Genomic DNA, 23,968 nt, shown 5'->3' on the forward strand with positions numbered 1-23,968 from the left:
GTGCATCTTACTTCGGCATCCACACCCGGCACAGCGATACCAGCTGGTCGACATCGATCGGCTTGGCGATGTAGTCGTTGGCGCCGGCGTCGAGGCAGCTCCTGCGGTCGTCCGGCATCGCCTTCGCCGTCAGCGCGATGACGGGCAGCTTGGCGAAGGCCGGCAGCTTGCGGATCTCGCGGATGGCGGTCAGGCCATCCATCTCCGGCATCATCAGGTCCATCAGCACCAGGTCGATGGCGCCGTCTTCCTGCTTCAGCCTGTCCAGCGCCTCGCGGCCGTTGCGGGTGATCACCAGCGTCGCGCCGAGCGGCTCGAAGATGCTGGAGAGCGCGAACACGTTGCGCACGTCATCCTCCGCCACCAGGATGCGCCGGTTCTCGAAGATCGCCTCGCGCTGGCGCGCCTGCTTCAGCAGCTTCTGCTGGTCGGCCGGCAGCGACGATTCCACCTTGTGCAGGAACAGCGTCACCTCGTCCAGCAAGCGCTCCGGCGAACGGGCGCCCTTGATGATGATGGAGCGCGAATAGCGGCGCAGCTTCTGCTCCTCTTCCCGCGTCAGCAGGCGGCCGGTGTAGACGATCACCGGCGGGAACGCATGCCGGCCGCTCTGCGCGATGTTCTCCAGCAGGTCGTAGCCGGTGCCGTCGGGCAGCACCAGGTCCATCACCATGCAGTCGAAGGTCATGGCCGAGAGATGCTGCAGCGCCTCGGCCACGGTGCCGGCGATGGTGATCTGCACGTCGTCGGCGGCCAGCATCGCCGCCAGGCTCTCGCGCATGCTGGCATTGTCTTCCACGATCAGCAGATGGCGCACCCGGCTTTGCAGCCGCTGCTCCAGCTTGCCGATGGCATCCACCAGCTCATCGCGCGCCACCGGCTTGAGCGCATAGCCGACCGCGCCCAGCTCCAGCGCGCTCTGCGCGTAGTCGCCGGCGGAGATCACATGCACCGGCAGGTGCCGGGTGGCCGGATCGCGCTTGAGCTTCTCCAGCACCGACAGCCCGGACTGGTCCGGCAGGCCGACGTCGAGCAGGATGGCGTCGGGGCGGGATTCGCGCGCCAGCCGCACCGCCTCGTTGCCGTTGAGCGCATGCAGGCAGTCGAAGCCCATTTCGTGCGCCAGGTCGCACAGCACGTCGGCGAAGTTGAGATCGTCTTCCACCACCAGGATCAGGCGCTCATGGCGCCGCTCGGCGCGGTCGTCCATCACCGGCGAGGCGGCGGGCGCCGGCGCCAGCTGGGTGGCGCTCGATGCGGCCGCGAACGCCATCGCGGGCGCCGGTGCAGGTACTGGTGCAGGTGCCGGCGCCGGCAGCGGCGCCAGCGTGGCCGGCAGCTGGATGATCGCCGGGTCGAGCTGCGCCGGAATCTCCAGGCTGAAGGTGCTGCCCAGGCCCGTGCTGCTCTCGACGCGTATGCCGCCGCCCAGCAGCCGCGCCAGCTGGCGCGAGATCGACAGGCCGAGGCCGGTGCCGCCGTAGGTCCGGCTGGTGCTGCCGTCGGCCTGGCGGAAGGCTTCGAAGATCACTTCCTGCTGGTGCGCCGGGATGCCGATGCCGGTGTCGCGCACCGCGAAATTCAAACGGCCGCTCGGCAGCAGCGACACTTGCAGCGCCACCTCGCCATGTTCGGTGAACTTGAAGGCATTGGACAGCAGGTTCTTCAGCACCTGCTGCAGGCGCTGGCTGTCGGTGACGATATTGCGCGGCACGTCGGAAGCGGCTTCGGCACGGAAGGCGAGGCGCTTCTGCCGCGCCACCGGCTCGAAGATCTGGCGCAGCTGGTCGAGCACGCTGGCCACCGACACCGGCTCCGGCTGGATGTCGATCTGGCCGGCTTCGATCTTCGACAGGTCCAGGATGTCGTTGATCAGCGCCAGCAGGTCCTGGTTGGCGGAATGGATGGTGCGGGCATAGCGCACCTGGTCATCGTTGAGGTTGCCGGGCTTGTTGTCGGCCAGCATCTGCGACAGGATCAGCGAGCTGTTGAGCGGCGTGCGCAGCTCATGCGACATGTTGGCCAGGAACTCCGACTTGTAGCGGTTGGCGCGCTCCAGCTCGATCGCATTGGCTTCCAGCCTGGCCTGCGCCGTCAGCAAATCCTGCTTCTGCTGCTCCAGCATCTGGGTGCGTTCTTCCAGCTGCACGTTGGACTGCTCAAGTTCGCTTTGCTGGATCTCGAGCTGCGACTGCGACTCCTGCAGCGCCCGGCCCTGTTCCTGCAGCTCCTCGTTGGTCACGCGCAGCTCTTCCTGCTGGCTCTGCAGCTGCTCGCTCTGGCGCTGGGTCTCCGCCAGCAGCTGCCGCAGGTTGTTGCGGTACTGGGCGGAGCGCAGGGCGACGCCGATCTTGTCGCTCACCAGGCCGAGCAGGGCCTTCTCCCGCTCCAGTTGCGCCGCGCCGCGGGCGAAGCCCAGCTCCAGCACGCCGACGACCCGGCCTTCCGCCCGCAGCGGCGCCAGCAGCAGCGCCTGCGGCTGGGCCGCGCCGGTGCCGGAGCTGATGCGCAGGTAGCCCGGCGGCAGGTCGCCCACTACCTGGACGTCGGTCTCGCGCGCCGCCTGCCCGGCCAGGCCCTGGCCGATGCGCAGCGCCTGGCCGGCATCGGGCAGCGGATCGAGCGCATAGCCGGCTGCCGGCATCAATCGGTTGCCATCGGCCACATGGAGCATGCCGACCTGGGCGTCGAGATAATGGGCCGCGCTGCGCATCAGGTTGGCACCGAGGGTGTCGATGTCGTCCTCGCCCATGAGGCTGCGGGTCACTTCGGTGCGGCCCTGTTCCAGCCACAGCAGGTGGGCGGCGCGCAGACGTTCGATGATCACGGAGCGCACCAGAGCGGCGACGATGAAGATCGACGTGACGCCGAACAGGCGGTTGACCGCGCCGACGGTGAAACTGGTACTTCCCGGCGGCGACACGAACAGGCCGATGATCACCAGCACCGTCTGGATCAGGCCGACGATGAAGGGCAGACGCGCATAGGGCTGCATCATGCACAGCACCACCGGCACGATGTAGAACACCCAGACGGCGACGCCGAGCGGCGTGACCCAGTCGATGGCGAATACCAGGGCGCTGATGCCGGCGATCAGCGCATATACGAAGATGGCGTCTTTGTCTCTGAAGAACATGGATGGGATTTGGGAAGGCCAGCAGCGCGGGCGGATTGCCGGCGGGGTGTGCTGTGCCGATTGTAAGTCGCAGCCCCGGTGTCCGAGGCCAGAATGGTCAAGCCGTCCGCCGTTCAGGCGCCGGCACGGCGGGCATCGGGCGCCGCGCCTGCGGACGGTGGATCGGCAAGGGCATGCGGGTCTCCGTATCGTTGTCGTGCCCGCTATTGTAATTTCACCCTTGGAACGGCGCTGGCTCCAGGAGTTCCGGAAAACATGTCCTGCATGACATATTGATCATGCGCGTTCCCGGGCCGGCGGCTTACAGGCCGAGCGACTTGCCGGCCCCGAGCAGAGTCATCACGCCCAGCACGGCGAAGATGCCGGCGGCGATGCCGTGCACCAGCTTCACCGGCATGCGGTGCGCCAGCCGGCCGCCGAGCAGCACCGCCGGGACGTTGGCGATCATCATGCCGGCGGTGGTGCCGGCCACCACGGCGAGGAAGGCGTGGTATTGCGCCGCCAGCGCCACCGTTGCCACCTGGGTCTTGTCGCCCATCTCGGCGAGGAAGAAGGCGATCAGGGTGGTGGTGAAGATGCCGGCATGGGCCAGCTTCGCGTCATCCACGTCGAACTTGTCGGGGATCAGCGTCCAGGCCGCCATGCCGATGAAGGACAGGCCCAGCACCCAGCGCAGGGTTTGCGGCTGCATCAGGGAGGTGATCCAGGCGCCGAGCGCGCCGGCGAGGCCGTGGTTGAACAGCGTGGCAACGAGGATGCCGAGGATGATGGGCACCGGCTTGCGGAATTTGGCGGCGAGGATGAAGGCCAGCAGCTGGGTCTTGTCGCCGATTTCGGCGAGCGCCACGATGCCGGTGGAGATGAGGAAAGCTTCCAAGGTATGCTCCGGGCCGGATAGAACCGATGACCATGCGCCCCTCCGGCCCAAGCGGAGGCGACATGGTCAAAGGTCTTGCCAAGCCATGCCCGCCGGTGGCGGGCATCGGAACCGCTTGCGCCATGACCGCGACCGGCCAAGTGTGTTGACGCAAGCCCCCGCGATGGCGCGGGGCGGCTACTCCCCAATGACGACGCGCATCTTACCCGATGAGGCTGCGATTGGAAAGCGGTTCCCGCCCGCTCAGCGCTTGCCGAGCTGACCGGCCAGCCAGGGCAGCGCCTGCTCCGCCGGCGCATCCACCTTGAAGTTCAGCAGGTCGTCGGCCCGGGTCTTGCCGAAGTTGACGGCGACGATGGGCTTGCCCTGCTCCGCCGCCATGCGGCAAAGACGGAAGCTTGACAGCACCATCAGCGAGGAACCGGCGACCAGCAGCGCATCGGCCGCCTCCATCGCCAGGCGCGCCTGTTCGGCGCGAATGGCCGGCACGCCGTCGCCGAAGAACACCACGTCCGGCTTGAGCAGGCCGTCGCAGTGCGGGCAAGCCGGCACGCGGAAGTCGTCCAGCAGTTCCGGTTCGAGATGGGCATCGCCATCCGGCGCCGGCAGCGCGGCGGCGCCGGCCAGATGCGGATTGGCCTGTTCCAGCCAGACTTGCATGCGCGCTCGCTCGAAGCGGCTGCCGCAGGCGCTGCAGCCGATCCAGTGGATGTTGCCATGCAGCTCGGTCAGCCGGCGGCTGCCGGCGCGGCCATGCAGGCCATCCACGTTCTGTGTCACCACCGCCGATATCCATCCGCGCGCTTCCAGTTCGGCGATGGCGCGGTGGGCTGCATTCGGCTGCGCCTGCGCCAGGCGCGGCCAGCCGACCATGCTGCGCGCCCAGTAGCGCTTGCGCACGGCTTCCTGGGCGATGAAGTCGGGCCCCTGGATCGGCGCGCGGCCGCGGCGCACGCCATCGCGGTCGCGGTAGTCGGGAATGCCGGACGCGGTGCTGACGCCGGCGCCCGTGAGCAGCAGCAGGCCGGGGTGGCGTTGCGCGAAATCGGCGAGGCGGGACAGGTCTGCCGGGGCGGCAAGGGCATTCATGAGGCGTAGGCGCGGACTGTTGCGGGCACTTATGGAACGGGTCGCCCGGCTGCGGGAGCGGGGCGGACAGCGCATCAGTCTAGCAGCTTGGTCCCGGTGCCGCCTGACGCCGGCGCGCGCCGCCCGTTCAGCCGGCGTCCTTGGCGGCGTCGCCGCGGGCCGAAGGCTCGACGCCGGGTTCGCGCCGCATCGAGACGAAATCCTGCAGCCGCAGGATCAATCCGGTCTCGGCGAAGTCGCCGATGGCGTCGCCGCCGCCGAAGCTTTCGCGCCGATCCAGCAGCCGCCCCACATCCGCCGTTTCTTCCGCCACCACGATGCCGGGGCGCTGGCCCAGCCACTTCGCCGTCGCCAGCTGGTGATCGTTGCGGTGTTCGCCGAGCGCCGCGCGGCGCGGCAGCATGAGGATGGACTTGCGGTACTTCAGCGCCGTCAGGATGGAGCCCATGCCGGCATGCGACACGATCAGGCTGGCACGGCGGAAGTGGTTGTCGGCGGCTTCCGGGGTGAGGTAGTCGGCATGGCGGAAATGCAGCGGCTTGTAGTCGCCGGCGCCAATCTGGCCGAACAGCTCCACCTCCGGATTGAGCGCCGCCCAGTCGTCCACCGCCGCCACCAGCCGGTCGAAGGGCAGCTGCGTGCCCACGGTCAGGAAGATCATAGGACGCCTCCCCAGTACTCCGGGCCTTCCGGGCGCGCCAGGTGCGGCCACTGGGTGAGCCAGAGATTGGCGAAGTGGCGCGCGAAGCGGCCCGATACCGACAGCTTCTCCGAGTTGGCGATGCTGTCGATCCAGATCGTTCGGGCGCCCACCAGGCGGCCGAACAGGATGGCGGCGAATCCCGGCGCCGCGCCGGTGGAGATGACCACGTTCGGCCGCAATCGCACGATGTGCAGGAACACCTGCAGGAACATGCGCGCCAGGCGGGATTTTTCCTTCAGGTTGGCGTCGGTCACCGTCACCAGGCCGGTGCCGACATCCCTGGCATAGGCGGCGCTGGTGGTCATGTAGGTGACCTGGTGCTGCTCGAAGGCGGGGCGCAGCCGCAGCAGCTGCACCCAGTGGCCGCCGCCTGAAGCGACCGCGAGTATTCTCGTCTGTGAGCGGGTCATGCTGATCCTCCTGATTAGGGCTGGTTGGGGGCGAAAAAGCGGGAAAGCGCGGGCAAAAGGCGGCCCGGTCCGCTCGCGGCGGACGGTTGTTTTGCCGGGTCGGGAATCGGCTGCCGCTGCGGGCAGCGCGGGGCTAGGGCGGCGCGGGCTGTCTCATCGGGCGGTCTCCTTGCGAGGCGATAGCGGCGCAAAACTGGCCGCAAGCCAGGCGCCGGGCGCGGCGGCCATGGCGACGATCAGGGCGGTGCGCTGGCGCGGCGGCTTCAGCGCCGGCGCGGTGGCCAGCGTTACCTGGAAGGCTTCCGAGCCGGACAGGCGCAGCGAGAACGGCTTGCCGGCGCAGTCGAGCCGAACCTGCCACGACCGGTCCGGCGGCCAGGAGCGGCTGGGCGTCAGATAGGAAAACCCCGGCGCAGCGGGCAGCGGCGCCGGATCGACGGCCGCGGCGGGCGCATCGGACGCCATGCAGTCGCTGTGATACACCATGCCGACGCTGGTGCCGGCGGCGTTTGCCGCCGGCGAGGCAGGGTTGAATTCGAGGCGGTCTTCCAGCGCGCCCTCGCGCACGGCGAGGCGCCGCCGCACCTTCACGCCATACTGGAAGGATTTGTAGCTGGCGTCGATGGCCTGCGCGCCGGCGCTGGACTCTGCCGCCGCGGCGAACCAGTTGCTGGTGCCCTGATAGTTGACCAGCGGCGTGTTCTTGGCCGCCGCCAGCTTGTAGAACAGGCGGTGCAGCTCGGAGCCATAGGCCGGCGTGGCGGAATTGCGCAGCAGCCAGGTATCGCCATGCTTGAGCTCCACGGTCAAGCCATCCTGATGGGCGTGGAAGCGCGCGCCCTGGCCGATGCGCAGCAGCGCCTGCCACTCGCCGCTGCGCAGGTAAAGCGACTTCAGCCCCGGCGCTTCGTGCGTCGCCAGCTGCTTCGCTTCAGGCAGTGGATCCAGCCCGACCCGCTGCGCATCGGGCGGGTCGAGCAGCAGGTCCCAGTCCGGCTGGGCCAGCGCCAGCCGCACCCCGGCCGCCGTCGGCAGCAGCCGCCGCACGGCGCGCGTCATGGTGTCGTCGGGCAGGCGCAGGGTGTTGTTGGCATCGTTGATCAGCGGCGTGTCGCCGCCGTCGAACTGCACCGTGAACGGGCTGAGAAAGAGGCCGCGCAGCGCCGGGGCCAGCGGCGCGAATTCCGCCAGCCTGCCGCGCAGCGCCGCCGCCAGCAGCGCCTCGTTCAGCGCCTGCGCCACGTAGTACTGGTAGCTCAGCGACAGCTCGAACCAGAAGCCATCGTCCGACATGCCCTGCTGCAGCAGGCGCGACAGCGACCAGGGTCCGCGCAGCGCCTGATCCATGGCCTCTTCCTGGCCGCACTCCATGCCGGCGATGGCGACGGCGGCGCTATGCCAGACGGCGATGTTGTGCACCTCCTTCTGCGCCGCCGCCAGCCGGCGCGCCATCGGCAGCAGCAGGCTGTCGCACCAGCGGCGCGGCTGCTGCGCATCCGCCATCGGCCGCAGCAGCCGCACGGTGTCGGCCAGCAGCGGCATCATGGTGGCTTCGTCGAGCAGCTGGGCGAACAGCACCGGCGCATCCGGCGCCCTGCCGGCGGCGCGCCGCTCGTAAAGGCGCGCATACAAGTCGAGCTGCCGGCCCGCCCATTCGGCATGGCGCCGTTCGCCGGTCAGGGTGGCCAGTCGCGCGGCCGCGCGCAGCATGCGCATGTGGTGCTGGCGCTGCAGGGCGAGGCAGCCGCGCCAGCTGCGCGATTCGCGCGGCGCGGCGGCATTGCAGTCGGTGGCCGGCGTCCAGGCGCTGAAGGCCCCGGTGCGCGCATCCTGGAAGTCATGGATCCAGCCGGCGCTCCAGTCCTCGCTGTCGCGCGGTGCGGCCATCCATGCGGCCAGCGCTTCCCGCTCCCGCTGCAGCCAGCGGCGCCAGTCCTCGTCCTGCGCCACCTTGCGCCGCGCCGCCTCCCATTGCTCATGGGGCTGGCGCAGCGCCGGCTCGGCATTTGCGGGCATGCTCAGCAAGGCCGGCAGCAGCAAGGCGGGAAGTGAACGCTTCAGGCTCATGGCTGCCTCGCCCGGGCAGCCTGCACTAGGGCGCCGATGCGCGGCCGCGCCACCGCCGCCAGCACCAGCCCGTAGACGCCGATCGATATCGCGCCCAGGCAGAACAGCCGTGCCGGCGCCGGCCATGCCGCCATGGCTTCCCAGGCGCGCCATGCGCTGCCGGCGCTCCAGGCTGCCAGCGCCGCCAGCAGCGGCGGCCAGACCTGGCGCAGCCAGTCGACAGGCTCGGCGCCGATCACCCGCCGCACCCGCCACAGGCTCAGCGGCGTCAGCAGCGCCTGTGAAACCGCATAGGTCCAGGCAACCGCCGCCAGGCCCCGGTCGTGGACGGCCAGCACGCAGGCCAGGGCGACGGCGGCGCGGACGCCGCCGAGCAGCATCGAACTGCCGGGGCGGCCGGCGGCGTTCAGCGCCGCCGTGTCGAACTGCTGCAGCACCTGCAGCGCGCCAAGCAGTGCGAACGGCGTCAGTACCGCCGCGCTGTCGGCCCATCCGGGACCGAAGGCGATGGCGCACGCTTCCGGCGCCGCCGCCGCCAGGACGATCCAGGCCGGCGTCGCCGCCAGCGCCACATGGCCGACGGCGTCGAGATAGCTCTGGCGCAGCCGGGCCGGCTCGGCCGCCAGGCGGGCGAAGCCGGACTGCGCGACGTCCACCAGCGCCGCGCCGAGCAATTGCAGGCAAATGTAGTGGATCTTGGTGCCGACCGCATACAGGCCCAGGGCGGCGGCGCCGAGCTTGGCGGCGATCAGCAGCTCCACGCCGCGGGTGCCGCCATATTCCAGCAGGCGCATGCCGGTGACGCGGGAGCCGAAGCGGAACAGGCCGGGAAGCGCCGTCCAGTCGGGCCGCGCGAGGCGATGCCGGTCGGCGCTGGTCCACAACAACAGCAGGTTCAGGACGGCGGCCAGCAGCAGCTGCGCCACCAGCGCCCACACGCCGTATCCCATCGCCGCCAGCGCCACGCCGAGGGCGCCGCTGGCGATGGTGGAGACCAGGGTACGCAGCGCCAGCAGGCGGAAGCGCAGCTCGCGCCGGGCCCAGGCTTCCTGGCTGTAGCCCCCGGCGGAAAACAGCAGCGTCAGGCCGGCGGCTTGCAGCACGGGCGCCAGTCCCGGCAGCGCCATCCAGCGCTCGACCGGGCCGCCGGCCAGCCACAGCAGCACCGCCAGCGCCGCGCCGGTGATCCCATTGGCCAGCAGCACCGCCGACAGCTGCGCCGGCCCGACCTCGCGCCGCTGCACCACCGCCTGCACCATGCCCTGGTCGGCCACGATGTCGCTCAGCACCAGCAGCGCGAAGGCGGCGGAGAACAGGCCCATTTCCGCCGGCGTCAGCAGCCGCGCCAGCTGGAAATAGATGACGAAGCCGGCCAGCCGGCCGCCCCAGGTGCGGCACAAGGACCAAAGCACGCTGGCGGTCATGCTAGGACTGGTCGGCGGCGCCATGGTGCATTCCTTCGACCAAGTGCGGTTCCGCCTCCAGGGTGAACGCGGTTCCCGGGTCCGGCAGGCGCCAGCCCAGCCACCCGGCGCGCAGCCCGCTGCGCCATTCGCGCCAGCCGAGTTCGCGGCCGGCCAGCAGGGCGAGCCCGACCAGCAGCTTGCGCGCCGCCTGGCCGGCCATCATGGGCTGGCGGCGGGCGGCGCGGGCGAGCGCGAACAGGCTGCCGGCGTAGTAACGCGAGCGCACCCAGGCAAGGCGGTCGCGGTGGCCGACCAGGATTTCATCGCTGATCAGCGCCCGTTCCGGCCGGCAGCCGTCGCTGCGCAGCGCATAATCGAGATCCTCGCCGCCGTTGATGGCCGCGCCCAGTCCCAGCCGCTCGTCGAAGAAGCCGGTGCGCAGCGCCGCCGAGGCGCGCAGCATCAGGGTGTTGGAAGAGACCCGGCGCACCATTTCGCCGCGGCTTTCCGCCGGTCGGAAGGCAGGATCGGCGCCGAGCGGGCTCAGGTCCAGCGGCGCGCTGCCGTAGCGGCAGGTGATGAGGTCGACGTGCGGATGGCAGGCGAACAGCAGGCTGAGTTCGAGCAGCAGCTGCGGCGGATACCAGGCATCGTCATCCGGGAAGGCGACCCAGGCGGCGTGCTGCAGCGCCTTGTCGCGCAGCGCCTGCGCCAGCATCAGGTTGCGCGCCCGGGACAGGGGCAGGCGTGCCGCCGCCGTCATGAAGCGCGGCGCATGCCAGTCATCGCCCAGCAGCGGCGGCGGCACGCCGTCGGCGGCGCGCTGCAGCAGCACGTAGTGGATGATCGACAGCCCGTCCTCCGTCACCGCCCGGCGCACGCTGGCCAGCAGCCGCTGCAGATCGTCCAGCCGGCCGGAGCCGAGGTCGCAGGTGGTGAACAGCACCGCATCGCAGCGTCGGGCCGAAGGCAGGGTTGGGGAAAATGGCATGGCTTGGCTCATGGCTCAGTCCAGTCCGTGTTCGGCCACGTGGCGCGCCTGCACCCGGTCGGCATCCCGCATGCGGCCATAGCGGCCGACCTCGATGCCGCGCCGCAGGATGCGGGCCGGGTTGCCGGCAACGACGCAGCCCGGCGGCACGTCGCGGGTGACCACCGAGCCGGCGCCGACGATGGCGCCGTCGCCGATCTGCACGCCCGGCAGCAGGATGCTGCGGGCGCCGATGAAGCAGTTGCGGCCGACGCGGGTATGCAGGCGCACGCCGCGCGTCAAGTCGTGGGTCAGCAGCGCCGCGTCGAAGGCGAGATAGCTGTGGGCGCCGACATGCACGCCGCGCGGATTGGTCTTGTCGAAGCGGGTCGAGAGCGAGAATTCGCAGCTCGGATGCAGGTCCATGCCGAACAGCCGCACGTAGCATTGGCGCTTGGCTTCGACCAGCAGGCGGCGCAGCAGGGAAAGATGGGCAAATCGGAGTCGCATGCCAGCCTCAGCTCAGGTAACGGTGGAGGATGCAGGTGCGCGGCGAGAGGCCGAGCAGCCACTTGACCAGCACCGGCCCGAACAGGCCGGCGGTAAAGGTGACCAGCAGCAGCGGCACGAACTGCCACGGTTGATAGGCAGCCACCCGCAAGAACGCCGCCTTGGCCACGCCCACGGCCATGACGTTGAGCAGGTAGATCGCCATCGAGTGGCGGCCGCAGAAGGCCAGCAGCCGCAGCGCCATCGCGCCGAGCAGCGGCAGCAGGCGCGGCAGCGCCAGGCAGGCCAGCAGCCCGCATACCGGCAGGCCGACCAGGCGGTTGAACGGCAGGGCCAGCAACGTCAGGAACAGCAGCATCAGCGGCAGCGCATGGCGCGCGGAGGGCAGCTCCAGATAGCGCCAGGACTGGGCCACGGCGCCGGCGGCGAAGAAAAGATAGAAGCCGGTGAGGCGGTTGGCGAAGGCGATGTCCGGCACGGGCAGGGGATACAGGCAGGCGGCGAAGACCAGCAGCAGCAGGCGGTTGTTTTCCAGGCGGCGGTACAGCGCCGGCGTGACGCAGCAGAACACGAACAGCGCCAGCAGGAACCAGACCGTCTGCACCGGGCTCTGCTCGGTATTGACGAGCAGCGACAGCAGCGCCTCTTTCCAGCCGGCCGGCGCCTCGTCCACATACAGGCGCGAGCGCAGCAGCAGCTTCGCCGCCAGGCTGATGAAGGCAATCGCGAAGAACGGCACCAGCAGCCGGTTGGCGCGCCGCCGCAGGTAATGCCGGAGATCCTTTCCCTGATTCTCATGGGCGCCGGTGTGGAAGAACAGATAGCCGCTGACGAACATCAGCAGCGGCATGTGGAACAGGTAGACCTTGAACTTGAACACGCTGTACCAGAGCGGCTCGCCCAGCGTCTGGTATTTCACCAGATGGGCCGCCACCACCAGCATGATGCCCAGGCCCTTGAGCTGCTGCGCCGCGTCCAGCATGGCGCGGCCGGACGGTGCCGGGCGGACGAAAGCCGGCGCGTCAGGCTGCACGGCCGTCTCCTTGCGCGCCGAGAAAGGGCGAACCCAGGCTCAGCGCCAGCGGAATGAACAGGGTATAGCTGAGATACAGCACGTTGTCGGTGGCGGCGTAGAGGAAATACAGCGCCAGCACCGCGAGGCAGCAGCAGCGGCCGGCGGCGCCGGGGGCGCGCAACGCGGCCACGAAGATCAGCAGCAGCCCGGCAAGGAAGACCGCTTCGCCTGGATAGCCCAGTTCCACCAGCAGCCGCAAGTATTCGTTGTGGGCGGCTGAAGTGCTGGTCTGGCGCGAGATGGCGTAAGGGATGACGAAGCTGTGGCCGCCGAAGCCGATGCCGGTGTAGGGATAGAGGTCGGACCAGCGCGCCAACGCCGACCAGATCTGGTCGCGTCCGCTGCTGCTGCCCGACTGGATGCGGCGCAGGATCTGGTCGCCGGCGGTAAGCAGGAACACGGAGCCGATGAGCAGTCCGCCGGCCATCAGGGCCAGCCGGGCGCCGGCGTGGCGCATAGCGAACAGCAGGATCAGCGCGGTGCTAGCGGTGGCGCAGGCGGTGGGCATGCGCGTGCCGGAGAGCGTGCATACCGCCAGCGAAGATGCCGCCAGCATCAGGTACAGCGGATGGCGCCGCTGCGCATACAGCAGGGCCGAGGCGATCGCCGAGGCATAGCAGGCGGCGGCGAGGAAAGCGGGGAAGGTGGCGCCGCCGAGGCGGGTGGAGCCGGTATGGTCGACCATGAACAGCGGCCGGCCGATGCTCACGTTGAGCAGCAGCCCATAGCCCAGCACCAGCGCCGGCAGCCAGGCGATGGAAACCAGCATCAGGCTGCGCTCGGATGGCGTCGGCGGCGCCAGCAGAAAGCCCAGCAGGGCCAGCAAGGCCAGCAGCGCCAGCAGCACCCGTTCCCAGGTGAAGGCGGGAAAGCTGGTCAGCGCTCCCGGCACCAGCACCGCCAGCAGAATGAGCGCCACGCCCCACGCCGCCGCCGGCGCGATCGGCTTATGGCGCAGATAGGCCAGTGCGGCGATCAGCAGCAGCAGTTTTTCGATGGCGTTGATATTGCCGAGGTTGAACACCTGGCCGAGATTAAGTACCAGGGCCAGCAGCCCGATTCCCCAGAACAGACGGAAAGCGGCGCCGCCCTGCGCGACGGCGGCGCCCGGCAATCGACCGGCATGGCTGGCGGGTAGGTGCGGCAAACTCATCTCCTGGCTGGGCAAGCCGGCACGAGGCGTGGCGGCATTGTCGGATTCAGAAACGGTTCAGCATGGCGGCGACGACGCTCGCGTTGGCGCGGCCGAGATAGTCCGCCGCCCGGCGCAGTTCGGCCGCCGGCGTCGCATCGCGCCGCGCCACCAGGACCACGCCGCCTGCGCGGGCGGCGACGGCGAAGATGTCGGCGGCGCTGGTGAAGGCTGGCGTGTCGTACAGCACAACGTCGAACCGGCGCACGCAATCCTCCATCAGCTGGCCGAAGGCGGGACGCGCCAGCAATTGCTGCGGATTGGGCGGGCGGTTGCCGGCGGCGATCACCGACAGGCCCGGCAGCTCCGGCAGTTCGCAAGCGATGTCGTCGTCGCCGCGCAGGCCGATCGCATCCGCCAGCCCGCGCCGCTGCGCCAGATTGAAGATGCGGTGCTGGCACGGCGCGCGCAGGTCGGCATCCACCAGCAGCGTGCGCGCTCCGCGGCGGGCGAATATCACCGCCAGATTGGCCGCGAGCAGGCTGGCGCCGCTGCCGGGCTCGATGCCGCACAGCGCCAATTCGCGCCGGCCGCCGGCAAACCAGCGCTGCGTCAGGCAGGTGGCAAAGCGGGTGAGCGCTTCCGCCTGCGGCCCGAGCGGCGCATAGGCCGACACCAGCTCGCTGGCATAGCCGCCCTCGCCCGGCAACAGTTGCGGGCAGCCGAACTGCCGCGCCAGCATGTGTTCCACATCTTCCGGCGCCACCAGCTGCAGCTGCACCGCCGCCTCGCCGAAGGCCAGGCGCGAGACGACCTGCAATTGCAGCACGCGCTCGATGTCGATCGCGCGCAGCTTGCCGGCTTCCAGCAGCAGCTGGCCCAGCTTCGGACGCGGCGCGGCCTCGGCCGGATTGATGGCGGCGGCCGTTGCCGGCAGATCGTCGTCGGGGGAGGCGACATGGATGACGGAGGATTTCTTCATGCTGTTCTTTGCGGTAGTGAATGATCAGCGCAACGCCGGCCGGGAGGCGATAGCCGGCAGCAGCCGGCGTGGCGGCCGCTGCGGCGTCCAGTCGATCTCGTCGATCACCACGCCGTCGAGCACCATGCCGAGGTCGTCCAGGGTGCGCAGCCTCGGCCGCATCCATTCCAGCGCCAGGGCCAGCGCGATGCCGATCATCAGGCCGATCAGCGGCGCCAGCATCATGTTCAGGCCGAGGCGCGGGAACCAGGGATCGATCGGCGGCGTCGAGGGATTGAGCACGGTGACGTCCGGCTGGTTGGCATGCCCTTCCAGGTTGACCTTGTTGAAGCGGGCTACCGCCGCGTCATAGGCATCGCGCGCGCTGCCGGCATCCTTGGCCAGCAGCGTGAGCCGGTCGCGCGCCCGGCCCAGCTCGAGCACCCGCGCCTTCTGCGCTTCCACCGCCGCCTTCAGGTCGCGTTCGCGCTGTTCGATGACGCGGGAATTGATCGCCAGGCTGTCCAGGCTGGCCCGCACATGGCGCTGCAGTTCGGCGCGCAGCTTGTCGGCTTCGAGCTGCGCGCCCTCGTACGCCGGATGTGCCGGCTCCAGCCTGCCGGACAACTGGGCCAGCTTGGCATCGGCCTGCGCCAGCTGGGTCTTCAGATTCTGGATCAGCGGATTGGCGATGACTTCCGGTGAATTCTCCCCGCCCCGCGCCGCCGCCTGGCGCTGGCGCGACCTCGCTTCCTGGAGCTGGCCCTGCACCTGCACCAGCTGGCTGGAGAGATCGTTCAGGCGCATGGTTTCCACATCCATCTGGCTGTCGGCATCGACGATGCCGGCTTCCTGCTGATAGGCCGACAGCTTGTTCTGCGCCGCTTCCAGCGCCTCGCGCAGCACGCTGATCTGCGAAGTGAAGTAGCTGGAGACGCCCTTCAGCGGATCGGTGGTGAGCTGGACCAGGGTCTCCAGGTACTGGGTGGCGAAGGCGTTGGCGACATCGGCGGCGAAATCCGCGTCGCGGCTGCGGTAGATGATGTCGATCACGCTGCTGTCACGTCCCGGCACCACCTTCACCTTTTCCAGCAGGCGCTCGGCGATCCAGTCGCGGATATCGCCGCGGCCGCCGGTATCGCTGCGGTAGTCCTCCTGAAAGGACGGCCGGTCTGCCAGGCGCAGCGCATCCACCACGCGCAGCGCCACGTTCTTGCTCTTGATGACGTCGATCTGGGTGGCCATGTAGCCGGGCATGAGCTGGGGCGCCATGGCGGTGCCGGAGACCGGGTCGATGCCCTTGTAGTTCAGCACCAGGCTGGTGCCGGCCTTGTAGATGTTCGGGAAGAGCAGGCTGATCAGCAGCGCGGCGAACACCGTCGCCAGCATGGCCTTGAGCAGCAGGCGCATGCGCGCGCGCAGGATCACGAATACTTGGAGAAGCGTCATGCCATCGCCTTGTCTGTTTGTTCAGTGCCTGGAAGGACCTGCTTGCCGGTCCGGCGGGATTGCGAAGCAGCCGGTGCGCTCCGCTTCATGACTGTGTCGTCGCGGGCTACTGTAGTACGGCAGGCGCGGCGTCTGAACGCGCAAATCCGACGGCGATTGAGGTTCGGCAAGCGGTCAGTGCGAGTACGTAAAGGCGGAATGCAGAAGTCGTGTTGCAGGCAAGGCGGAAGCGGAAAAAAGCGGGGCGGGATGGATATCGCTCAATGTATGGCGAGGGGGAATCGAAGGCTAGTCAATGATGTAATCGCCTCGCGCGGATGCAGTGAACCGTTTCGACCATTCCCTGGCGTGGCGCGCTGCGATACAGTAGCTTGACCCCTTCATACACCCATGACTTAACCCGGATGCTGCTGCTCGTTCCGCTGCTCGTCGTCGCCGGTCTCTATCTCGGTCAGGATCGCCTCATCCTGCAGCCGGACTTCAGGCTGCCTTCCTGGCAGGCGATGGCCGAACCGGCGGAGCTGCAGCCCTGGCTGGAACAGGGGCGCTATCTCGGCAAGGTGCTGGAAGCGTCCGGTCCGGCGCGCGGCACGGCGGTGCTCTTCCACGGCAATGCGGGACACGTCGATCACCGCCTGCCGCTGGCGAAGCAGCTCGCCGGGCGCGGCCTGCGGGTGGTGCTGGTCGAGTATCCCGGCTTCGGCAGGCGCGAGGGCAGCGCCGGCATCAATCCGATCCTCGAGGCCGCACAGGCGGATTTCATGCTGGCGCTGCGGCGCTGGCCCGGGCCGGTCTTTGTCGTCGGCGAGTCGCTCGGCGCCGGCGTCGCGGCCCAGGTGATCCGGTCGCATCCGGACCAGGTGGCCGGCGCGCTGCTCGTCACGCCGTGGTCATCCCTCGCCGCCCTGGCGCGGGAAAAGGCTGGGCACCTGCCGGTGGACTGGCTGCTGCACCAGCGCCTGGACTCTGCCGAGGCGCTGACCGGCTACGGCGGCAGGCTGGTCATCCTCGGCGCCGGCCGCGACGGCGTCATCCCGGTCGAGCATGCCCGCGCGCTGGCGCGAGCCCTGCCCCACGCCGCCTATCTGGAAGTGGCGGAAGCCAACCACAACACGTGGCTCGCGCACATCGTCCCGGCGCAGTGGGACAGCCTGTTCGGCGCGCTGCTGGGCGAACGTTGACAGCGCCGCCGGCGGCATCCTTCAAACGATTCCACGCCGTTCACCGGTCGATCCGCCAGGGTCGCTTGATGGCGCACAAGCGGCGCGGCCATGCGCCGGCAGCGTCCACGTTCATTTTGCGACCGCACAAGCCGCGCCGGTCCGCTTTGGGACTAGATACGGGTTGGACGTTATTAAAAGCACAAGACCGGTGATCGCCTCATCCGTACGCAGTGAGCCTGGCAAGGCCGACGAGCCGCAGCCGGGCGACCGTTCGCGCGCGAAGCCTTGCCGGATTCACGATTCGAGCCGTAACGGTGCGGCAGGAGCTGCAGTACAGGGCCGCGCCGTGACGAACCCTCTTCTACCTGTGGTCATGGATATTTTTCTGATGCTCGGCCTTGAAGCCGGCGAAATGCTGCCCACGCCGCGGCAGGCCATATCGGGCTGCCTGATGCTTCTCAACGGACTGATCGTCTCGGTGTTGTCCCTTTTCCTCAGCCAGAGCGCCGATCCCGACGACGAGGTCGACATCGCCGCCTATGGCTTCCTCGGCGGAGCGATCATCTATGTCATCGCCTTGCGGGCGCTGGCCTGATGCGGCCTGTTCCGGCGCCGGTTCAGCCAGCGACGACAGCAGCGCGATCAGACAGGGCAAGCCGGGTGTGCCAGCGCTGCCGGGATGATCCGTGTCGGCGTCGTCGGCGCGCGGCGCGCGCATGCCGACGACGTCGCGCATCAGGTCGCGCAGCACGGCGCGCAGGAATTCGGGATCTTCGGTGATCATGGTCATGGAAGCGCCGCTCATGCGGCAAATGGCATGAGACCAGTATCTTGCAGCCCTGCGGCGGCGGGTATCGGCGTTTGCGTCGGTCGGGTGTAGTGGAACGGTGACAGGCGCCGCCTCGTCGTCACAAGGCGGCGGCGCGGTTGGGCGGACTTACTGCCGCTTCATGGTCGACTGCCGCAGCACCACCTGCGGCTCCAGCATGGTGTAGTGGTCGGTTTCCTTGCCAGCCAGGGTGTCGAGCATCTTGCGCATCGCCACCTCGCCCATGTGCTGGCTCTTCAAGTCCACCGAGGTCAGCGACGGCGAGACGTATTCGCCGTACTGGATGTTGTCGAAGCCGGCCACCGACAGGTCCTGCGGAATCTGGAAGCCGAGCGCCTGCGCCTCCTTCATGAAGCCGATCGCCATCAGGTCGTTGTAGCAGATGAGCGCATCCGGCCTTTCCCGGCCCAGCATGACGAAGGAACACATGCGCTCGCCTTCCGAGGCGAAGGGCAGCTGGGCATCGAAGCGCGCCAGCGGCAGGTCGTGCTGCTGCAGGCAGTCCAGCATGCCGCGCAGGCGCTCCGCGTCCCAGCGCGATTTCGAGAAGCCGAGGTAGGCGATGTGCCGGTGGCCTTGCGTCACCAGATGCTGGGTCAGCATGTAGGCGCCGCGGTAGACGTCGCTGCCGACCGTCGGCAGGCGCAGCGATTCGAGGCGGCCGAAGAACACGATTGGCTTGCCGAAGTCCACCACCGTCTTGATGTCCGACTCCGGCATGCGCGAGCTGATGATCATGCCGTCCACGCGGCGGCTCAGCGCATCCAGCAGCTGCATCTCGCGGCCCTGGTTTTCCTCGGTATCGACCAGCAGCAGGGTATAGCCGTTGTCGATCGCCACGCGGTTGGCGCCCTTCACCACCGAGGTGAAGTGCGGGTTGTTGATGTCGAGGATGGCCACGCCGATGGTCTTGGTGGCGCCGGTGATCATGGAGCGCGCCAGTTCGTTGGAGCGGTAGCCGAGGGTTTTCACCGTGGCGTCGATGTTGGCTTCCACCGCCGGCGAAAAGCGCTGGGTGCCGTTCAGGTACTTGGACACGGTGGCGATAGACACGCCGGCGGCCTTGGCCACGTCGTGCAGGGTGGGAGCGGTCTTCTTCATGGTCTGGCTCGGTCTTTCGCCGAGGCTCGGCAAGTGTGGGCGCGGTGAGCGCAAAGCGTCATTTTACGTGGCCGGGAACGGCGCCGGCTTCACGGGGCTTGAATGGACCCCCGGCCCGAAGCCGGAACCGCAAGGCGGTCAATCGCGGAAAACGTTTTACTTTCCTGCATTCTACTCAACTTGCCCGGCGAAGCGTGATTGCTCTTGCTGCACAAGCACTTTTCAGCCGAGCGACAGGTGCTGCAAATTTCTTGTTGCATTCTCCGGAAATGTGCTGGCATAATTCAGTTAAACGTTTTCCTAAATTTTCGGCGAGCCGCAAATCGAAGAAAACAGCCGCCGCCCGTAGGACGGGCGCGCGGAGAAAAGAGCGCCCTCGAGGCGAATCCCCCGGTTCCGGCTACAGGCCGCAACGGGATAATCAGAGTGAGAACGACAGGACAAGGATGTTGAACAGACTCCTATTGACCGGCGCTGCCGGCGGTCTGGGCAAGGTGATGCGGCGCGAGCTCGCCGGCTTTGCGAAGACCTTGCGCGTTTCCGACATACAAGGGCTCGGAAGCGGCGCGGAACATGAAGAAGTTTTCCAATGCGACCTCGGCGATGCCGCCGCGGTGAATGAACTGGTGCAGGGCGTGGATGCCATCGTCCATCTCGGCGGCATTTCGGTGGAAGACAAGTTCGAACCCATCCTCAACGCCAACATCATCGGCTTGTTCAATCTGTACCAGGCGGCGCGCCGCCATGGCGTCAAGCGCATCGTCTTCGCCAGCTCCAACCATGTGGTCGGCTTCTACCGCCAGGATGAAGTCCTCGATACCGAGGTGCCGATGCGGCCCGACACCCTCTATGGCGTGTCCAAGGGCTTCGGCGAACTGCTGTCGCGCATGTACTTCGACCGCTACGGCATCGAGACGGTATGCGTACGCATCGGTTCCTGCATGCCGGAGCCGAAGGACCGCCGCATGCTCGCCTCCTACATGAGCTATGCCGACTTCACCGAACTGATGCGCTGCGCGCTGTTCAAGCCGGAGGTCGGCCACACCGTCATCTACGGCATGTCCGCCAACCGCGACGTCTGGTGGGACAACAGCAAGGCCGCCCATCTCGGCTTCACGCCGAAGGACAGCTCGGAACCCTTCCGCGCCGCCATCGAGCAGCAGCCGCCGGTGGCCGAGGACGATCCGCTGATGATCTACCAGGGCGGGCGCTTCGTCGTCGCCGGACCGTTCGACAACTGAGGTCCGGCCATGGTCTTCCCCTCCATCAACCTGGTGAGCGACGCCCGCAACGGCGTCGGCGAAAGCCCGTTCTGGGATGCCGCCTCGAACAGCCTGTTCTGGGTCGACATCCCGGCGCGCCGGGTGCACCGCTGGCGTCCCGACGGCGGCATCGCCACCTGGCAGGCCGACGAGATGATCGGCTGCATCGCTCCGGCGGCATCCGGCGGTCTCGTCGCCGGCATGGAAAGCGGCATCTTCAAGCTGCAGCTGGGCGATGACGGCAGTATGTCGGCGCAGCGCCTGGCGCAGGTGGCGCATGCCGACAGGCCAATGCGCTTCAATGACGGCCGCTGCGACCGCCAGGGTCGCTTCTGGGCCGGCACCATGCATCTCGACATGGGCCTGGCGCGCGTCGCCGGCGCCGTGTACCGCCTTGATGCCCGCGGCCTGCAGCAACAGCTCGACGGCTTCATCGTCCCCAACGGCATGGCCTGGTCGCCGGACGGCCGCACCCTGTACCTGTCCGACTCGCATCCGACGGTGCAGACGATCTGGGCCTTCGACTACGACACCACCGACGGCGCCATCAGCAACCGCCGCCTGTTCGTCGACATGCGCCAGCATCCGGGACGCCCGGACGGCGCGGCGGTGGATGCCGACGGCTGCTACTGGATTTGCGGCAACGATGCGGGTATGGTTCACCGCTTCACGCCGCAAGGCCGGCTCGACCGCAGCGTGCCGCTGCCGGTGAAGAAGCCGGCGATGTGCGCCTTCGGCGGCCCGGATATGGGCACCCTGTTCGTGACTTCCATCCGTCCCGGCGACGCCTCGGTCGAGGCCGAGCAGCCGCTGGCGGGCGGCGTATTTTCGTTCGACCCGGGTGTCAAGGGCTTGCCCGAGCATCCGTTTGCTTCCTAACACCACACAACATACCAATATCCCTCAGAGGAGAGACGCATGAAACTTCGCTTCAACTGGATCGCCGCACCCGCGCTGGCAGCGGCCTTCATCGCCGCGCCGCTGGCCGCCCATGCCAAGGACTTCCGTTCCGCCGACGTGCACCCGAACGACTACCCGACCGTGAAGGCGGTGACCCAGCTCGGCAAGTCCCTCGCCGAGCAGACCAAGGGCCGCCTCGGCATCAAGGTGTTCGCCAACAGCTCCATGGGGTCCGAGAAGGATACGCTGGAGCAGGTGAAGATCGGCGCGCTCGACATGGCGCGCATCAACATCGCCGCCCTGCATGCGGTGTCGCCGGCCATGGCCGTGCCGTCCCTGCCCTTCCTGTTCCGCTCCACCGAGCACATGCGCGCCGCGCTGGACGGCCCGGTCGGCGACGAGATCCTGGCGGCGCTGGAGAAGGAAGGCTTCATCGGCCTCGCCTTCTACGACAGCGGCGCGCGCTCCTTCTACACCACCAAGAAGCCGATCCGTACCCTGGCCGACATGAAGGGCCTGAAGATCCGCGTGCAGCAATCCGAGATGTGGGTCGCCATGATGCAGGCGCTGGGCGCCAACGCCACGCCGATGCCCTTCGCCGAGGTCTACACCGCCCTCAAGACCGGCCTGGTCGACGGCGCGGAAAACAACTGGCCTTCCTACGAATCCTCGCGCCACTACGAGGCCGCCAAGTACTACAGCCTGACCGACCATTCGCTCGCGCCGGAAGTGCTGGTATTTTCGAAGAAGGTCTGGGATGGCCTCTCCAAGGAAGACCAGCAGCTGATCCGCAAGGCCGCCAAGGAATCGGTGCCCGTCATGCGCAAGCTGTGGGACGAACGTGAAGCCAAGTCCCGCCAGGTGGTCACCGCCGCCGGCGTGCAGATCGTCTCCGACGTCGACAAGCAAGCCTTCTCCAATGCCATGAAGCCGGTGTACGACAAGTTCATCACCGACCCGATGCAGAAGGACCTGGTTGCCAAGATCCAGAAGATCAAGTAACGACCGGATAAGCAGCGGCCATCCGCGGCCGCGAACCACCCGCAGTGCGGGGACGCGCAGGCCGCGCCCCCGCACCCTGGAGACATCGGAGAAATCATGTCTTACGCAAGCGCAGAAACCGCCCCCATGGCGCGGACAGAAACTCACAAGCCCATGGCCCTCACTCGAATCAACGCCCTGCTGTCCCGCCTGTGCATGTTCACCGCGGTGGCCGCGCTCTTTGGCATCATCCTGGTCGTGCTGTGGCAGGTCTTCGGCCGCTACGTGCTCAATGACACACCGACCTGGGCCGAGAGCACCGCGCTGGTGCTGGTGATCTACGTCACCATGTTCGGCGCCGCCGCCGGCGTGCGCGACGCCGGCCACATCGGCATGGAGTCCATCCTGATCCTGCTGCCGGAGAAGCTGCGCAGCAAATTCGAAATCCTGATCCACTGCCTGGTCGGCCTGTTCGGCGGGCTGATGGTCTGGTACGGCGCCGTCCTCGGCTACTCGGTGAAGAACTACAAGATCCCGACGCTCGGCCTGCCGGAAAGCGTCAACTACACCGCCGTCGTCATCGCCGGCGCGCTCATCATCTCCTTCTGCATCGAGCACATCATCGCAATCTTCACCGGCAAGGAAGTGGAACCATCATGGCACTGACAATTCTCGTTCTCAGCTTCACCGGCTTCCTGGTGCTCGGCGTGCCGGTCGCGTTCGCGATCGGCCTCTCCTCCGCAGCCGCCCTGCTGGTGGAAGGCATGCCGATGGCCGTGCTGTTCCAGCGCATGGTCTCGGGCATGAACATCTTCTCCTTCCTCGCGATCCCGTTCTTCATCTTCGCCGGCGAACTGATGCTGTACGGCGGCGTGGCCGAGCGCATCGTCAACTTCGCCAAGAGCATCGTCGGCCACATCCGCGGCGGCCTAGGCATGTCGAACGTGGTGTCCTGCACCCTGTTCGGCGGCGTCTCCGGCTCGCCGGTGGCGGACGTCTCGGCCATGGGCGCGGTGATGATCCCGATGATGAAGAAAGAGGGCTATCACGCCGACTATGCGGTCAACGTCACTACCCACGCGGCCCTGGTCGGCGCCCTGATGCCGACCAGCCACAACATGGTGATCTACGCCTTCGCCGCCGGCGGCGCCGCTTCCATCTCGTCCCTCATCATGGCCGGCGTGGTGCCGTCCCTGGTGCTGATGGCCTGCATGCTGGCCGCCGCCTACCTGGTGGCCGTCAAGCGCGGTTATCCCGCGGGGCAGTTCCCCGGCTGGTCGGCGGTGCTGAGCTCCTTCATCGCCGCCGTCCCGGGCCTGATGATCGCGGTCATCATCCTCGCCGGCATCCTGTCCGGCATCTTCACCGCCACCGAGGCGGCGTCGGTCGCCGTCGGCTACGCGCTGCTGCTCACCTTCTTCGTCTACAAGACGATGACCTGGGAACACCTGATGAAGTCGGCGGCCAAGGCGGTGAAGACCACCGGCGTGGTGCTGCTGCTGATCGGCATCTCGGCGGTGTTCCAGCACCTGATCAGCCTGTACGAAGTGGCGGAGCTGACCGGCGAACTCCTGTCGTCGATCTCCAGCAGCCCGTGGGTCATCTTCCTGATGATCAACCTGATCCTGTTCATCCTCGGCACCTTCATGGACATGGCCAGCACCATCCTGATCTGCACCCCGATCTTCCTGCCGATCGCGATGAAGTTCGGCATGCATCCGGTGCAGTTCGGCATGCTCATGCTGATCAACTGCGCGCTCGGCCTGAACACGCCGCCGGTGGGCACCACCCAGTTCGTCGGCTGCGCCATCGGCAACGTCACCGTGGGCCAGGTCATGCGCACCATCTGGCCGTTCTACGGCGCGCTGATCGCCGCCTTGCTGCTGGTGACTTTCGTGCCCTCGTTCTCGATGTGGCTGCCGAACCTGTTCCTGAAGTAAGGATGGC

Annotated in this window: 21 protein-coding genes and 1 riboswitch; of the genes, 6 read left to right on the top strand and 15 right to left on the bottom strand. The window is 68.0% G+C overall.

Features of this window, described 5'->3' with window-relative positions; translation table 11 throughout:
• Positions 1–7 precede the first annotated feature (7 nt).
• The 13 genes from CHB88_RS01130 to epsF all read right to left on the bottom strand — a co-directional run bounded on the left by CHB88_RS01130 (position 8) and on the right by epsF (position 15,785).
• Complete coding sequence (locus CHB88_RS01130) at positions 8–3,136, bottom strand: response regulator (protein WP_089397450.1); 3,129 nt, start codon at positions 3,134–3,136, stop codon at positions 8–10.
• Positions 3,137–3,437: 301 nt separating this feature from the next.
• Entirely contained in the window at positions 3,438–4,013 is a 576-nt protein-coding gene (locus CHB88_RS01135; RefSeq protein WP_089397451.1) for a TMEM165/GDT1 family protein, read from the bottom strand.
• An 85-nt stretch (positions 4,014–4,098) separates the two neighbouring features.
• Positions 4,099–4,211, bottom strand: a riboswitch (yybP-ykoY riboswitch).
• A gap of 45 nt (positions 4,212–4,256) precedes the next feature.
• On the bottom strand, positions 4,257–5,102 hold the full coding sequence (locus CHB88_RS01140; protein ID WP_089397452.1) for an NAD-dependent protein deacetylase: 846 nt from the start codon (positions 5,100–5,102) through the stop codon (positions 4,257–4,259).
• 127 nt (positions 5,103–5,229) lie between these two features.
• On the bottom strand, positions 5,230–5,763 hold the full coding sequence (locus tag CHB88_RS01145) for a glycosyltransferase (protein WP_089397453.1): 534 nt from the start codon (positions 5,761–5,763) through the stop codon (positions 5,230–5,232).
• Complete coding sequence (locus CHB88_RS01150; protein WP_342745479.1) at positions 5,760–6,341, bottom strand: glycosyl transferase; 582 nt, start codon at positions 6,339–6,341, stop codon at positions 5,760–5,762. Before CHB88_RS01150 ends, CHB88_RS01145 begins: the two co-directional genes overlap by 4 nt.
• 27 nt (positions 6,342–6,368) lie before the next feature.
• Entirely contained in the window at positions 6,369–8,282 is a 1,914-nt protein-coding gene (locus CHB88_RS01155; RefSeq protein WP_089397455.1) for a heparinase II/III family protein, read from the bottom strand.
• The gene (locus tag CHB88_RS01160) at positions 8,279–9,730 is read right to left on the bottom strand and encodes an oligosaccharide flippase family protein (RefSeq protein ID WP_089397456.1); all 1,452 of its coding nucleotides are present in this window, start codon (positions 9,728–9,730) and stop codon (positions 8,279–8,281) included. The genes CHB88_RS01155 and CHB88_RS01160 overlap by 4 nt, the downstream gene beginning before the upstream one ends.
• Entirely contained in the window at positions 9,708–10,679 is a 972-nt protein-coding gene (locus CHB88_RS01165) for a glycosyltransferase family 2 protein (RefSeq protein ID WP_143131096.1), read from the bottom strand. The genes CHB88_RS01160 and CHB88_RS01165 overlap by 23 nt, the downstream gene beginning before the upstream one ends.
• Before the next feature lie 15 nt (positions 10,680–10,694).
• Positions 10,695–11,168, bottom strand: a complete 474-nt coding sequence (locus CHB88_RS25785) for an acyltransferase (protein WP_089397458.1) — start codon at positions 11,166–11,168, stop codon at positions 10,695–10,697.
• Positions 11,169–11,175: 7 nt separating this feature from the next.
• Positions 11,176–12,201, bottom strand: a complete 1,026-nt coding sequence (locus CHB88_RS01175; RefSeq protein ID WP_089397459.1) for an acyltransferase family protein — start codon at positions 12,199–12,201, stop codon at positions 11,176–11,178.
• The gene (locus CHB88_RS01180) at positions 12,191–13,390 is read right to left on the bottom strand and encodes an O-antigen ligase family protein (RefSeq protein WP_176442279.1); all 1,200 of its coding nucleotides are present in this window, start codon (positions 13,388–13,390) and stop codon (positions 12,191–12,193) included. Before CHB88_RS01180 ends, CHB88_RS01175 begins: the two co-directional genes overlap by 11 nt.
• A gap of 52 nt (positions 13,391–13,442) precedes the next feature.
• Entirely contained in the window at positions 13,443–14,357 is a 915-nt protein-coding gene (locus CHB88_RS01185) for a cellulose synthase operon protein YhjQ/BcsQ (protein WP_089397461.1), read from the bottom strand.
• A 24-nt stretch (positions 14,358–14,381) separates the two neighbouring features.
• Positions 14,382–15,785: a chain length determinant protein EpsF gene (gene epsF / locus CHB88_RS01190; RefSeq protein WP_089397462.1), complete on the bottom strand. Its 1,404-nt coding sequence runs from the start codon at positions 15,783–15,785 to the stop codon at positions 14,382–14,384.
• 404 nt (positions 15,786–16,189) lie between these two features.
• On the opposite strand from epsF, the gene CHB88_RS01195 reads away from it, so the two are divergent.
• A complete protein-coding gene (locus CHB88_RS01195) occupies positions 16,190–16,966 on the top strand; it encodes an alpha/beta hydrolase (RefSeq protein WP_089397463.1) in 777 nt (258 codons plus the stop codon).
• Between the two features lie 343 nt (positions 16,967–17,309).
• Here CHB88_RS01195 and CHB88_RS01200 read toward each other — a convergent pair whose 3' ends face one another.
• Both CHB88_RS01200 and CHB88_RS01205 read right to left on the bottom strand, forming a co-directional pair.
• Positions 17,310–17,738: a hypothetical protein gene (locus CHB88_RS01200; protein WP_143131099.1), complete on the bottom strand. Its 429-nt coding sequence runs from the start codon at positions 17,736–17,738 to the stop codon at positions 17,310–17,312.
• 147 nt (positions 17,739–17,885) lie between these two features.
• Complete coding sequence (locus CHB88_RS01205; RefSeq protein ID WP_089397465.1) at positions 17,886–18,878, bottom strand: LacI family DNA-binding transcriptional regulator; 993 nt, start codon at positions 18,876–18,878, stop codon at positions 17,886–17,888.
• Positions 18,879–19,324: 446 nt separating this feature from the next.
• Here CHB88_RS01205 and CHB88_RS01210 point away from each other — a divergent pair, with 446 nt between their 5' ends.
• From CHB88_RS01210 to CHB88_RS01230, 5 genes are all read left to right on the top strand, one after another.
• Positions 19,325–20,119 carry an NAD-dependent epimerase/dehydratase family protein gene (locus CHB88_RS01210; protein ID WP_089397466.1) on the top strand — a complete coding sequence of 265 codons (795 nt, stop codon included), beginning with the start codon at positions 19,325–19,327 and terminating at the stop codon, positions 20,117–20,119.
• A 9-nt stretch (positions 20,120–20,128) separates the two neighbouring features.
• On the top strand, positions 20,129–21,019 hold the full coding sequence (locus tag CHB88_RS01215) for an SMP-30/gluconolactonase/LRE family protein (RefSeq protein ID WP_089397467.1): 891 nt from the start codon (positions 20,129–20,131) through the stop codon (positions 21,017–21,019).
• 39 nt (positions 21,020–21,058) lie between these two features.
• Positions 21,059–22,042, top strand: coding sequence for a TRAP transporter substrate-binding protein (locus CHB88_RS01220; protein WP_089397468.1), 984 nt, complete (start codon positions 21,059–21,061; stop codon positions 22,040–22,042).
• A gap of 153 nt (positions 22,043–22,195) precedes the next feature.
• Positions 22,196–22,687, top strand: coding sequence for a TRAP transporter small permease (locus tag CHB88_RS01225; protein WP_089397469.1), 492 nt, complete (start codon positions 22,196–22,198; stop codon positions 22,685–22,687).
• Complete coding sequence (locus tag CHB88_RS01230; RefSeq protein ID WP_089397470.1) at positions 22,678–23,961, top strand: TRAP transporter large permease; 1,284 nt, start codon at positions 22,678–22,680, stop codon at positions 23,959–23,961. The genes CHB88_RS01225 and CHB88_RS01230 overlap by 10 nt, the downstream gene beginning before the upstream one ends.
• Positions 23,962–23,968: the final 7 nt, after the last annotated feature.

The sequence above is a fragment of the Noviherbaspirillum humi genome, assembly GCF_900188095.1.
GTDB lineage: Bacteria > Pseudomonadota > Gammaproteobacteria > Burkholderiales > Burkholderiaceae_D > Noviherbaspirillum > Noviherbaspirillum humi.